This window comes from Embleya sp. NBC_00888 (assembly GCF_045207655.1).
Lineage (GTDB): Bacteria > Actinomycetota > Actinomycetes > Streptomycetales > Streptomycetaceae > Embleya.
Map to the genome: position 1 here is coordinate 3,914,823 of NZ_CP108784.1, position 12,184 is coordinate 3,927,006.

Here is a 12,184-nt window from a genome sequence, read left to right on the forward strand (position 1 = left end):
GGCGCGGACACCGTGCGAACCCGACGCCGGCACCGCCCGGGTGGGCGATGCCGGCGTTCACGGGAGGCGGGAGGGCGGTCAGACCCGGGTGGACTCCAGGTCGTGCAGGATCCCGCTCGCCTGCTCGACGATCCGGGTGATCAGTTCGGCGCACGAGGGCAGGTCCTCGATCACGCCGACCACCTGGCCCGAGGCCATCACGCCCAGGTCCGGACGGCCGTCCACCATCGCGGCCTTGAGCAACATCGGGGTGTTCGCCGCCATCAACACCTGCGGCCAGCTCAGCCCTTGCGACTTCTTCATCGCCAGGCCCTCGCGGACCATGTCGGTGAGCTTGGTCCCGCTGAGCTTTTGGAAGCGCACCGCGTTGGCGATCGAGCGCGGATAGCGGGCGAGCACCGAGCGCTGTTCGAGCCGCTTGACGAAGTCGGTCGCCAGCACCCGGTGCGGGACGCCGTCGACCTCCTTGGACACGATCGTGCCGTTGACGTCGGTGGCCAGGTAGACGTCCTTGACCGCGTGCCCCACCGGGCTGTCCGAGGTGAGCAGGAAGCGGGTGCCCATCGCGATCGCGTCCGCGCCGTACGCCAGCGCGGCGACCAGGCCGCGCCCGTCGAAGAAGCCGCCGGCCGCGATCACGGTGACGTCGCTGCCCCGCAGGACGTCGGTGACCTGTGGCAGCAGCAGCGTGGTCGGGATCGAGCCGGTGTGCCCGCCGCCCTCGCCGCCCTGCACGATCACACCGTCGACGCCCCACTCGGCGACCTTCTGCGCGTGCCGCTTGGCGCCGATCGAGGGCACCACGAGCATGCCCAGGTCGTGCGCCCGCTTGATCAGGTCCTTCTTCGGGGCCTGCGCGAACGAGGCGACCCTGACGCCCTCACGGCCCATCAGGTCGATCCGCTCGGCCGCGTCCGGCGCGTCCGCGCGCAGATTGACCGCGAACGACTTGGCGGTGCTCCTCTTGACCGCCGCGATCGCCGCGACCAGTTCCTCGTAGGTCATCGTGGCCGACGCCAGGATGCCCAGCCCGCCCGCCTCGGCGGTGGCCGCGACCAGTTGCGGGTAGGACACGTACCCCATGCCGGTCTGCACGATGGGGAAATCGACGCCGAACTTCTCGGTGAACGCGTTGCGCAACGCCGGGTGCGTGCCGGCCGCGGCGCTCACGCCGGCACCTCGCGCGTCCGCATCCCGCGCGGGTCGAGCACGTCCCGCACGATCCGCAGTTCCTCGTTCGTGGGCACCCGCGAGGTGGGCACCTCGCTCGGGATCACCAGCTCGAAACCGGTCGCCTCGACGACCTCCTCGACGCTGACGCCGGGGTGCACCGAGCGCAGCCGCATGACCTTCGCATCGGTCTCGAAGTCGAGCACGCACAGGTTGGTGACGACCCGTCGGACCTCGTGGAAACGCCCGGCGGAGCCCACCTCGGCGGCCCGGTCATAGCCGACGCAGGAGACCATGTCCACCTTCGGCGTGAGCACGCGCGCCGAGTGCTTGGGGATCCAGTAGCTGGTGGTGTGGTTGATCGTGTTGCCCGGCCCGCCGCGCGACCCGAGCACCTGACGCTTGGGCTTGGCCCAGTCGCCGATCGCGGAGATGTTGGCGTTGCCGTGCCGGTCGATCTGCACCGGGCCCATCATCACGTGCCGCCGACCCGAGGCGAGCACGTCCAGCACCTGGCGGTAGGGAATCCAGCCGACGACGGCGAACTCGTCCGGCGTGGCACCCAGTCGGGCGTCGCCCTCGAAGAAGTACGACTCGCCGTTGGAGAGCATCAGGTCCGGCTCGAACGTCGCGCGGGCCAACCGGGCGCCGATCGTGGGCACGGCGCCCATCGGGCTGCCGATGATCTCGCCGTCGCCGCGGAAGCAGTCCGCGACGGCCGCGACGCACACGTCGGCCCGGGTCGCCTCGGTCAGGGTCTCGGTGCTCACTTGGCCGTCTCCTTCTTGAACTCCGCGACGGCGGCCTGATATGCCGCTTCGTTCTCCACCTTGAGGAATCGCCGCTCGAACGCGGCCCACGCCTCGGGGTCGGCGGCGGCGGTGACGTACGCCTTCTGGAACGCCTCGTCCCGGCCGTACTCCGGCGGACACTCGGTGAAGTGCGCGCCGTTCGGCGCCTCGACCACACCGTGCGTCGTGTAGCGGTGCACGGTCAGCGTGTGCACACAGCCGGCCGCCTTGAGCAGCTCCTCGCTCGGCACCACGCGCTCGGCCGAGACGTACGCCTTGTCGGCCGCGAGGCAGAACAGGTCGTCCATGAACTGGTCCGGGCCGGTCAGCGCGGCGTTGCCGCGCTCGTCGGCGACGTTCGCGTGGATCAGCGCGACGTCCAGGTTCAGCGCGGGCATCGCGACCAACGTCTCGTCGCCGTACGGCGATTCGATCGTCCTCAGGTGCGGCGAGACCTTCAGGATGTCCGAGCCCAGGCCCGCCCGGGTGGGCAGGAACGGCAGCCGCTGGGCGGCGGCGCGCAGGCCGGTGAGGAACATGCCCTCGTCGTACTCGACCGCCTCGACCAGGCCGTTCTCCCGGACGTGGCGGAAGTTGGGCTCCAGCGGAATCGAGTCGAGCGACACGAACGCGTAGACGAGCTTGCTCGCCTTGCCCGCGCGGGCCAGCAGGCCCACGTCGGGACCGCCGTAGGAGACGACCGTCAGGTCCTTGAGGTCGGACCGCAGGATGGCCCGGACCAGGGCCATCGGCTTGCGCCGCGAGCCCCAGCCGCCGATGCCGACGGTCATCCCGTCGGAGAGCTGTGCGACGACCTGATCGGGCGTCATGCGCTTGTCAGCCATGGATGGTTGCTCCCGTATCTACTTCGAGGTGTCCGCTTCGCGACCCTCGGTACCGTGCTCACCCGGGGGACGACCCCCGGACCCCCGGCAAGGGGTCGCGGCGGTCACTTGGAGCCGGACCCCCGACAGGGGGTCGTGGTGGTCACTTGGAGGTGTCCGCTTCGCGACCCTCGGTGAAGGCGTCGCGCAGTTCGTCCGACACACCGGTCAGGTTCAGTTCGAACGTGAAGCCCTGCTCGTAGCGGTACGAGCGCTTGACGTCGACCGGGTCGATGCCGTTCAGCGACGCCTTCGCGGCGCGGATGACGGTCGGGCTCTTCGCGGCGATGGCCCGAGCCACCTCGAACGCGGTCTCGACCAGCTTGTCCCGGTCGACCAGCTTGTAGATCGAGCCGTACGCGTGCAGTTCCGCCGCGGGGGCGTTCTCCGACGTGTACACCATCTGTCGCATCCGGTGCTGCGGCACCAGGCGGGCCAGGTGGGTGGCCGCGCCGAGCGCGCCCCGGTCCACCTCGGGCAGCCCGAAGAACGCGTCGTGCGACGCGACGATGATGTCCGCGTTGCCGACCAGCCCGATCCCGCCGCCCACGCAGAAGCCGTGCACCGCCGCGATCACGGGCACCTCGCAGTCGTACACGGCCGCGAACGCGTCGAAGCAGCCCTTGTTGGCCGCGACCAGCGCGTCGAAGCCCTCGGTGTTCGACATTTCCTTGATGTCGACGCCGGCGTTGAAGCCGCGCCCTTCGGCCCGGAGCACCACGGCCCGGACCTGCGGGTCGCGGCTCGCGTCGCGGAGTCGGTCCGCGAGCTCGAACCAGCCGGCGACGGTGAGCGCGTTGACGGGGGGTGCGTCCAGCACCACCTCGGCGATGCCCTCACGCACCTCGTAACGGATAGCCATGGCAACCAGATCCATTCGGCCGCGTGCGTCGGATCGGCTGATCACGTACCCGTGTACCGGCGGGTGCGGCCGACGCGGCCGTCCGGTCGTGAGAGGCACATCACCACCCGATCTGACTGATCGTCAGATTTCTGCCACCATAGTTGACCCCGAGCGACCCACGCCAGACGGACCGAGCGTGGCGCCCACGACACCGCAGCCCGTCAGGAGCAGGCCATGACGTCCTCCCCCAACCCGCTCGACATGAGCGGACGCGTCGTTCTCGTCACCGGTGGCGGCAAGGGGATCGGACTGGGCATCAGCGAGCGCTTCCTGGCCGCCGGCGCCGACGTCGTGGTCTGCTCGCGACGCGAACCGGAGACGCTGCCCGGCTCCGGCGGACGCACCGCCGCGTACACCCCCGCCGACGTGCGCGACCCCGACACGGCCTTCGCCGCAGTGCAGTTCGTCGAGGAACGCTTCGGTCGACTCGATGTGCTGGTGAACAACGCGGGCGGCGCGCCGCAGACCGACGCGGCCACCGCGTCGCCCCGGTTCTCCAAGGCGATCATCGAGCTGAATCTGCTCGGTCCGCTCTATTTCGCCCAAGCAGCCCACCGCTTGATGCACCGTCAAGAAACCGGCGGGGTGATCGTGAACATCTCCAGCGTGAGCGGCGTGCGCCCTTCACCGGGCACCGCGGCCTACGGCGCGGCGAAGGCCGGGATGAATTCGCTCACCCGCTCGCTCGCCGTCGAGTGGGCTCCCAAGATCCGAATCAACTCGGTGATCGTGGGCCTGGTCCGGACCGAACAGGCCCACCTGCACTACGGGGACGAGGCGGGCGTGCAGCGCGTCGCGGACACGATTCCGCTCGGTCGGATGGCGGATCCGTCGGACGTCGCGGACGTTTGTCTGTTCCTCGCGTCGCCGATGTCACGGTACGTCAGCGGAGCGGAACTACTCATGCACGGCGGCGGGGAAATGCCCGCTTTCCTCCGTGCGGCGGACAGCGAAACCGATCATGCGCCCGTAAACTGACGGCATGACAGGACAAGTTCGCACCGTCGACGGCCGCGTCGCCGGGCGACGCGGACAGGCGACGCGGCAAAAGCTGCTCGACTGCCTCCGCGAGATGCTCGACACGTCTCCGTACCGGGACGTCAAGGTCATCGACGTCGCCCGTATGGCAGGCACCTCTCCCGCCACCTTCTACCAGTACTTTCAGGACGTCGAGAGTGCGATCCTCGAGATCGCGAACGACATGGCCAAGGACGGCCAGCGTCTGAAGACTCTCGCCGAGGACCAGAACTGGGCCGGCAAGGGCGGCTTCGCCGCCGCCGAGGCCCTGGCCGACGGATTCCTCGACTTCTGGCGGGACTACGAGCCGATCCTTCGCGTCGTCGACCTGGCCTCGGCCGAGGGCGACAAGCGCTTCTACAAGGTGCGCCAGAAGATCCTGACGGCGGTCACCGGTTCGCTGACCGAGGCCATCGAGAACATGCAGGCCAAGGGCAAGGTCGGCGACGACGTGCACCCGAACGCCATGGCGGGCACCCTCGTCGCGATGCTCGCGGCGGTGGCCGGGCACCAGAAGGGCTTCGAATCCTGGAACATCAAGATGAAGGACGTCCGTCCGGCGCTGTCCACCCTGGTCTACATGGGCGTCACGGGGAAGAAGCCCCCGACGCGTTAAGCCTGTCGGCGAGCGGGAGCCCGACGAACGCCCCGGCCTTCGGCCGTGTTGTCCTCGAACGCCGGACGGGCTGACTATCAGCCCGTCCGGCGTTCGAGGACACATTCCAAGCCAGTCCGGCGTTCGAGGACACCAGGCCGCAGGCCGGCCGCGCCTAGATCCCGGCGAGTTCCGCGATCCGCTCCCGCTGCGCGCCCCGGTCACCGAACAGGTGCGCGGACGTGATGGCCCGCTTCAGGTACAGGTGGCAGTCGTACTCCCAGGTGAAGCCGACGCCGCCGTGCAGTTGGATCATCTCCTCGGCGACATGCCGGTACGCGGCGGTCGCCGTCGTCATCGCCAGCGGTGCCATCACCGCCAGTTCGCCGGGCGACGCGAGCCCCGCCGCCTCCGCCTCACAGGCCGCCCACGCCGCGTAGTACAGCGCCGAACGGGCCGTCTCCACCTCGACGTACAGGTCCGCGCAGCGGTGCTTGATCGCCTGGAACGAGCCGATCGGCCGGCCGAACTGCACGCGCCCCTTGGTATACTCGACGGTCGCCTCCAGGCAGCGCGCGGCGCCGCCGACCGCCTCGGCCGCCACCGCGATCTCGGCGAGCGCCAGCACCCGCTCCAGCGCCGCGTCGGCGCCGGGAGTGCCCAGCAGTCGGGCGGGGGTGTCCACGAAGGTCAGCCGGGCCTGCTTGCGGGTCTGGTCCAGAGTCGGCAGCGCCGCGCGGGTCAGCCCCGCGGCGTCCTTGTCCACGGTGAACAGCGCGAGGTCGCCGGCCCCGCCCCGGTTCGCAGCGCTCCCGCCCTCGACCCGTGCCACCACCACGATCAGATCCGCGATCAGCCCGTCGATCACGTGCGTCTTGACGCCGTCCAGGCGCCACCCGTCACCGTCGGCCCGCGCGGCCGTCTCCACCGCGCGTACGTCCCGCCGCCCCGGCTCGGCCAGCGCCAGCGCGCCGAGCGTGACGCCCGCCGCGATCCCCGGCAGGTACTCCGCCCGCGCGGCCTCGTCGCCCGCGTGCGTGAGTGCGTACGCCGTCAGCACCGACGACGCCAGGAACGGTGAGGGGAAAAGCGAGCGGCCCATCTCCTCCAGGGCCACCACCAACTCGGTGAAGCCGAAGCCGACCCCGCCGTACTCCTCCGGGATCGCGAGACCGGCCAGCCCGGTCTGTTCGCACACGCGCCGCCACACCGTGGCGTCGTAGCCCGTCTCGGTGGCCATCACGGCCCGCACCGCGGGCGAGTCGCTGTGCTTGTCGAACACGTCCCGGAGTGCTCTGCGGATCTCCTGCTGCTCATCGCTGAACTCGACGTCCACGTACCGCAACTCCTTGGCACTCATGTCGTGCGGGTCGGGACGGTTGCCCGGCCCGAGTTCCGGTCGGCTCCATTGACGATCCGGCAGCCCGCGAGCACCAGTATCTGACACACCGTCATACCTTTAGAACATTGCTTTCGTCACACCTCTGAAACGTCGCGTTACCCCGGGCGTGTCGTGTTGTGTGGCATACACCATCCCCACGCCGACTACTTCGCGCGCAGGCCGAAGGGACCCGTTGTGACCGTTCTCGCCCAGGTGCTTCACGAGGCCGCCCGACGCTTTCCCGAGCGGCGGGCCCTCGTGCACGGCGGAAGCGGGTTCACCTACGCGGGGCTGGACGCGGTGAGCGACCAGGTCGCCGCCGGACTGGCCCGGCGCGGCGTCCGGCCGGGTCACCTGGTCGCGCTCGTGCTCCCGTCCGGGCTCGAGTACGTGGTCGCCTACACGGCGCTGGCCCGGCTCGGCGCGATCACCACCGGGGTGGGACCGCGCTACACCGCCGCCGAGCGGGCCGCGATCCTGGAGCGGGCCGCGCCGGATCTGGTGCTGGTCACCGAGGATCTGGCCGAGGGCGTCCCGGCCGGACCCGAACTCGTCCGCTGCGTACCGGCGGCCGACGCGCACCGCGTCTGGGCCGACCTCCGGCTCGACGAGATCCCGCCCGCGCCGCCGGTGACCGGGGACCGGGAGCCGGACCTGCCCGAGACGGTCGTGTTCACCTCGGGCACCACGGGCACGCCCAAGGGCGCGCTGTTCACGTCCCGGCAGATCGCCGCGATCACCGCGATGGACACCGGCGACCGCTGGGGCGAGGGCGGCCCGCAACTGGTCGCCACCGGCCTGCCGCACGTCGGCTTCATGACCAAGTTGGCCGGCTACCTCAAGATGGGCGCGACCCTGCACCTGCTCGGCCGCTGGCGGGCCCAGGACGCGTTGCGCCTGGTCGCCAGGGAGAAGATCCCCTATCTCGGCGGCGTGGCCGCGCAGGTCTCCCTCCTGCTCGGCCGGCCGGAGTTCGACCGCTACGACCTCACCCACGTACGCGGTCTGATCGTCGGCGGCGGGCCGTCCCCCGCCCCGCTCGTGCACGAGGCCCGGACCCGGTTCGGGGCGGGCTACTCGATTCGCTACTCGTCCACCGAATCCGGCGGGCTCGGCACGCTCACCGCGTTCGACGCCCCCGACTCCGAGGCGTTGTTCACGGTCGGCCGCCCCCGACCGGGCACCGAGTTGGAGATCCGCGACCCGCGGACCGGCACCGTCCTGCCGGCCGGCGAGGAGGGACAGATCTGCCTGCGCTCGCCCGCCGTGATGGCGGGCTACTGGCGCGACCCGCGGGCGAGCGCCGCCGCCCTCGACGGCGACGGTCGGCTGCGGACCGGCGATCTCGGCCGGATCGACGAGGCCGGCTGCCTGCGGATCACCGGGCGGATGACCGAGATGTACATCCGCGGCGGATACAACGTGTATCCGCAGGAGGTGGAGGCGGTACTGCTCGACCATCCCGACGTGGCCTCCGTGGCGGTGGTGCCGCGGCCCAGTCGGGTGATGGGCGAGATCGGCGTCGCGGTCGTGGTGTCACGTGCCGCATCCGAGCCGTCACTGGCCGCGTTGCGAGAGTTCGCGGCCTCACGACTGTCCGCCCACAAGCTCCCCGAGGCGATCCGCATCGTGTCGGCGCTGCCTCTGACCGGGATGGACAAAGTGGACCGCAGATCCCTGACGGAACGTGAGAAGTCCTTCGGGGACGTTTAGTAACCGCGCGATGACCAGCAGATATCCGCAACATGTTTGACCAAGTCAGCAAATGTCCAGGTGATCGGACAGATGCGTCGGGACCGGGCCGGTGAGACAGTGGACAGCCCTGACGTCCCATCAGCAAGCTAACTGACTAACCGTCAGCTCGATTCCAGTGTCGATCGGATCTGGCGGCGACGAAAGATCGAAAAAGGGACGGGCGCGATGATGCTTCACGACAGCAGAGGACACCACTTCCCGGGGCACACTCGAACCAGCGTCACCGTGAACGCGGATCCGTCGGCCGAACTCGACGTGACCGGCCGACCACTCGCGCTCCGCCCCGCAGACCTGGACCGCTTCTTCCGACCACGCACGGTGGCGGTGATCGGCGCCTCGGACACCGAGGGCCGGCCCGGTGCCCGGATAACCGCGCAACTGACCGCGTGGGCCGACCGGGTGGGCGCACGATTGTTCCCGGTGAACCCCAAGCACGAGCGCATCGCCGGCCGACCGTGCCACGCGGACATCTCGGCCGTCCCCGAACCGGTCGATCTGGCCGTCGTCCTGGTCGGCGACCCGGCCGAGGTACTCGAGCAACTGGCGGGCGCCGGCGTGGGATTCGCGGTCGTGTTCGCGTCCGGCTTCGCCGAGGCGGGTGCCGCGGGGGCCGAGGCACAGGCCCGGCTCGCCCAGCTCACCTCGGGCGGCTCGCTGCGCCTGCTCGGGCCGAACACCAACCTCAACGCGTTCGAGGAGTTCCGCACCGACCTGGAGGGCCCCTCGATCGCGCTGATCACCCAGAGCGGCCACCAGGGCCGACCGGTGTTCGCGGCGCAGGACATCGGCATCCGGGTGTCGCACTGGGCCCCGGTCGGCAACGAGGCCGACCTGGAGATCGCGGACTTCATCCGGCACTTCTCCGATCAGGAGGAGGTCGGCGTGATCGCCGCGTACGTCGAGGGATTCAAGGACGGCCGCACCTTCGCGCTGGCGGCCGACCACGCGGCCCGTCAGGGTGTACCGGTGGTGGTGGTCAAGGTCGGGCGGACCGAGACCGGCGCGCGGATGGCCCAGTCGCACACCGGCAAGCTGACCGGCGGCGACCGCACCGCCTCGGCGGTGTTCCGGCAGTACGGGGTCACCCGGGTCGACGGCCTCGACGAGCTGATCGACACGTCCCAGCTCTTCGCGCGCACCCGGACCCCGCTGGCACAGGGGGTCTGCGTGTACTCGATCTCCGGCGGCACCGGCGCGCACATGGCCGACCTCGCCGCCGCCGAGGGCCTGTCGGTGCCCCGGCTGGACCGCTCCACGCAGGAGCGGCTGCACGCGTGGATCCCGCCGTACCTGACCGTGTCCAACCCCGTGGACAACGGCGGGCACCCGGCCGGCGACGAGCGTGGCCGCAAGATCATCGACACGATCCTGGCCGACCCCTCGATCGGCGTGCTGGTGTGTCCGATCACCGGCGCGTTCCCGCCGATGAGCGACCGACTCGCGCAGGACCTGGTGGACGCGGCGGAGGCGACCGACAAGGTGGTCTGCGTGGTCTGGGGTTCGCCGGTGGCCGACGAGGACGCGTACCGCGAGATCCTGCTCAAGTCGAACAAGGTGGTGGTCTTCCGCACCTTCGGCAACTGTGTGCGGGCGCTGCGCGCCTACTTCGACTACCACCGCTTCCGCACCCAGTACTCGTCGCCGTTCGAGGACGTCCCGCGCACCGCGTCGCCGGCCGCCGCGAAGGCCAAGCGGCTGCTGTCCTCCGGCAAGCCGCTGTCCGAGCACTCGGCGAAGCAGTTGCTGCGCACGTACGGGATCCGGGTGCCGCGCGAACAGCTCGTCACCTCGGCCGCCGCCGCGGTGCGCGCGGCCGGGCTGATCGGCTACCCCGTGGTGATGAAGGCGTGCGGCCCGCAGTTGCCGCACAAGAGCGACCTGGGCCTGGTCAAGCTGAGCCTGCGCTCGGCGAGCCAGGTGCGGGACGCGTACCGCGAGATCACCGACGCGGCCAAGGAGGTGGGCACGGGCCGCCTCGAAGGCGTCCTGGTCTGCCAGCAGGTCGACCGGGGCGTCGAGATGGTCGTCGGCATCTCGCACGACGACCTGTTCGGCCCGACCGTCTCGGTCGGGCTGGGCGGCATCTTCGTCGAGGTCTTCGACGACATCGCGATCGGCGTGCCGCCCTTCGGCGCCTACGAGGTCAAGCGCATGCTCGGTGAACTACGCGGCCTCAAGTGTCTCCAGGGCATGCGCGGCCAGCCCCCCGCCGACCTGGACGCACTCGTCGACGTGGTCATGCGGGTACAGCGCATGGCGCTCGAACTGGGCGGCGAACTGGCCGAGTTGGACATCAACCCGCTGATGGTGATGCCCAGGGGCGGCGGCACGGTCGCCTTGGACGCCCTCGCGGTGGCCCGCTAGGGGCCTGCGGGCCGGGCTCCCGGGAGGCGACGCCTCGCACCCGGGAGGTGGCCTCGAACGCCGGCCGGGCCGAATGCCCCGGCCGGCGTTCGAGGCCACCTCCCGGACCGACGGACGACCCCGGCGCGACCGGCGCGCAAGGTCGCCCGCCGGCCCGACCAAGCAACCCTTCAGCCGGGCCGGCGTTTGAGGCCAACCTTCAGCCCGGCCGGCGTTCGAGACCAACCCTTCAGCCCGGCCGGCGTTTGAGGCCAACCCAATCCGACCAACGCTCAACGCCGGACGAAAACCCTTCGGCCCGGCCGGCGCTTGACGCCAAAAACCACCAAGGAGCCAACGCACACATGACCACCGACACCGACCAGGACCTGCTGCACCGCGTAAGCGAGGGCGTCCTCTGGCTCACCCTCAACCGCCCCGCTGCCAGCAACTCCCTCACCTGGGCCCAACGCGAACTCCTGATCGACCTCCTCGCCGAGGCGTCCGCGACCGAGTCGGTCCGCGCCGTGGTCCTCACCGCCGCAGGCCCCAAGCACTTCTGTACCGGGATGGACCTGCGCAGCTCCCCGGGCACCAAGTCCCTGCTCGCGGCGGCCGCCGAAGGCGCGGCGGCCGCCGAGGGCGCCGAACCCGACGACGCCGCCCCCAAGCCCCCCGCCCGCCCCACCGGCTATGCCACCCGGATGATGAAGACCGGCGTACAGCGCCTGACCAACGCCGTCCTGGACTGCGAGAAGCCGGTGATCGCGGCGGTCAACGGCACCACCGCCGGCTACGGGATGAGCCTGGCGCTCGCGTGCGACCTGGTGATCGCCGCCGACACCGCCCGCTTCATCCAGATCTTCACCCGTCGCGGCCTGGTGCCGGACGGCGGCAGCGCGTACCTGCTGCCGCGCCTGGTCGGCCCGCAGAAGGCCAAGGAGCTGATGTTCTTCGGCGACGACCTGCCCGCCGCCGAGGCGCTCCGGATCGGCGTGGTGAACAAGGTGGTCGCCGCCGACGAGCTTCAGGCCGTGGCCAAGGAGTGGGCCGAGCGGCTGGCCACCGGACCGACCCGGGCGTACGCGTTCACCAAGCAGCTGGTCAACCGTTCGCTGGAGAGCGACCGCGTGGCGGCCTTCGACGAGGAGGCGCGGATCGTCGAGCTGAACATGACCTCGCGTGACGCGAACGAGGGGGTCGCCTCGCTGATGGAGCGCCGCAAGCCGGAGTACTACGGCTGGTAGCCGTGCTCCCGGCGGTCGGACGGCGGGCCCCGCGGCGGGCCCGCGGCGGCCCGCCGAGCGCCGGTCGGGCGCCCGCCGTTCGGTCCTTGTTCGAGCC

Annotated in this window: 10 protein-coding genes; 5 read left to right on the top strand and 5 right to left on the bottom strand. The window is 70.7% G+C overall.

Annotated features, from left to right (window positions below):
• Positions 1 to 78 precede the first annotated feature (78 nt).
• From OG948_RS16170 to OG948_RS16185, 4 genes are all read right to left on the bottom strand, one after another.
• Positions 79 to 1,170 (bottom strand): NAD(P)H-dependent flavin oxidoreductase, encoded by a 1,092-nt coding sequence (locus tag OG948_RS16170; protein ID WP_406297240.1) that lies wholly within the window; start codon positions 1,168 to 1,170, stop codon positions 79 to 81.
• Complete coding sequence (locus tag OG948_RS16175; RefSeq protein ID WP_406297241.1) at positions 1,167 to 1,940, bottom strand: CoA-transferase subunit beta; 774 nt, start codon at positions 1,938 to 1,940, stop codon at positions 1,167 to 1,169. The genes OG948_RS16170 and OG948_RS16175 overlap by 4 nt, the downstream gene beginning before the upstream one ends.
• On the bottom strand, positions 1,937 to 2,806 hold the full coding sequence (locus tag OG948_RS16180) for a CoA transferase subunit A (protein ID WP_406297243.1): 870 nt from the start codon (positions 2,804 to 2,806) through the stop codon (positions 1,937 to 1,939). The genes OG948_RS16175 and OG948_RS16180 overlap by 4 nt, the downstream gene beginning before the upstream one ends.
• Positions 2,807 to 2,948: 142 nt before the next feature.
• Complete coding sequence (locus OG948_RS16185; protein ID WP_355533169.1) at positions 2,949 to 3,707, bottom strand: enoyl-CoA hydratase family protein; 759 nt, start codon at positions 3,705 to 3,707, stop codon at positions 2,949 to 2,951.
• Positions 3,708 to 3,923: 216 nt separating this feature from the next.
• Between OG948_RS16185 and OG948_RS16190 the strand changes: the two genes are divergently transcribed.
• Together OG948_RS16190 and OG948_RS16195 are read left to right on the top strand one after the other, a co-directional pair.
• Positions 3,924 to 4,727 carry an SDR family oxidoreductase gene (locus OG948_RS16190; protein WP_406297244.1) on the top strand — a complete coding sequence of 268 codons (804 nt, stop codon included), beginning with the start codon at positions 3,924 to 3,926 and terminating at the stop codon, positions 4,725 to 4,727.
• Between the two features lie 4 nt (positions 4,728 to 4,731).
• Positions 4,732 to 5,382 carry a TetR/AcrR family transcriptional regulator gene (locus tag OG948_RS16195; protein WP_395866986.1) on the top strand — a complete coding sequence of 217 codons (651 nt, stop codon included), beginning with the start codon at positions 4,732 to 4,734 and terminating at the stop codon, positions 5,380 to 5,382.
• Between the two features lie 154 nt (positions 5,383 to 5,536).
• Here OG948_RS16195 and OG948_RS16200 read toward each other — a convergent pair whose 3' ends face one another.
• The gene (locus OG948_RS16200; protein WP_406297245.1) at positions 5,537 to 6,808 is read right to left on the bottom strand and encodes an acyl-CoA dehydrogenase family protein; all 1,272 of its coding nucleotides are present in this window, start codon (positions 6,806 to 6,808) and stop codon (positions 5,537 to 5,539) included.
• Positions 6,809 to 6,937: 129 nt separating this feature from the next.
• On the opposite strand from OG948_RS16200, the gene OG948_RS16205 reads away from it, so the two are divergent.
• From OG948_RS16205 to OG948_RS16215, 3 genes are all read left to right on the top strand, one after another.
• Positions 6,938 to 8,455, top strand: a complete 1,518-nt coding sequence (locus tag OG948_RS16205; protein WP_406297246.1) for a class I adenylate-forming enzyme family protein — start codon at positions 6,938 to 6,940, stop codon at positions 8,453 to 8,455.
• Between the two features lie 210 nt (positions 8,456 to 8,665).
• Positions 8,666 to 10,861 carry an acetate--CoA ligase family protein gene (locus OG948_RS16210; protein ID WP_406300271.1) on the top strand — a complete coding sequence of 732 codons (2,196 nt, stop codon included), beginning with the start codon at positions 8,666 to 8,668 and terminating at the stop codon, positions 10,859 to 10,861.
• A gap of 344 nt (positions 10,862 to 11,205) precedes the next feature.
• Positions 11,206 to 12,087, top strand: coding sequence for an enoyl-CoA hydratase/isomerase family protein (locus OG948_RS16215; protein WP_406297248.1), 882 nt, complete (start codon positions 11,206 to 11,208; stop codon positions 12,085 to 12,087).
• Positions 12,088 to 12,184: the final 97 nt, after the last annotated feature.

Bases quoted from the DNA above. Each gene is read 5' to 3' on its own strand.
- OG948_RS16180 (WP_406297243.1), bottom strand. From the start codon at position 2,806: ATGGCTGACAAGCGCATGACGCCCGATCAGGTCGTCGCACAGCTCTCC.
- OG948_RS16185 (WP_355533169.1), bottom strand. From the start codon at position 3,707: ATGGCTATCCGTTACGAGGTGCGTGAGGGCATCGCCGAGGTGGTGCTG.
- OG948_RS16190 (WP_406297244.1), top strand. From the start codon at position 3,924: ATGACGTCCTCCCCCAACCCGCTCGACATGAGCGGACGCGTCGTTCTC.
- OG948_RS16195 (WP_395866986.1), top strand. From the start codon at position 4,732: ATGACAGGACAAGTTCGCACCGTCGACGGCCGCGTCGCCGGGCGACGC.
- OG948_RS16210 (WP_406300271.1), top strand. From the start codon at position 8,666: ATGCTTCACGACAGCAGAGGACACCACTTCCCGGGGCACACTCGAACC.
- OG948_RS16215 (WP_406297248.1), top strand. From the start codon at position 11,206: ATGACCACCGACACCGACCAGGACCTGCTGCACCGCGTAAGCGAGGGC.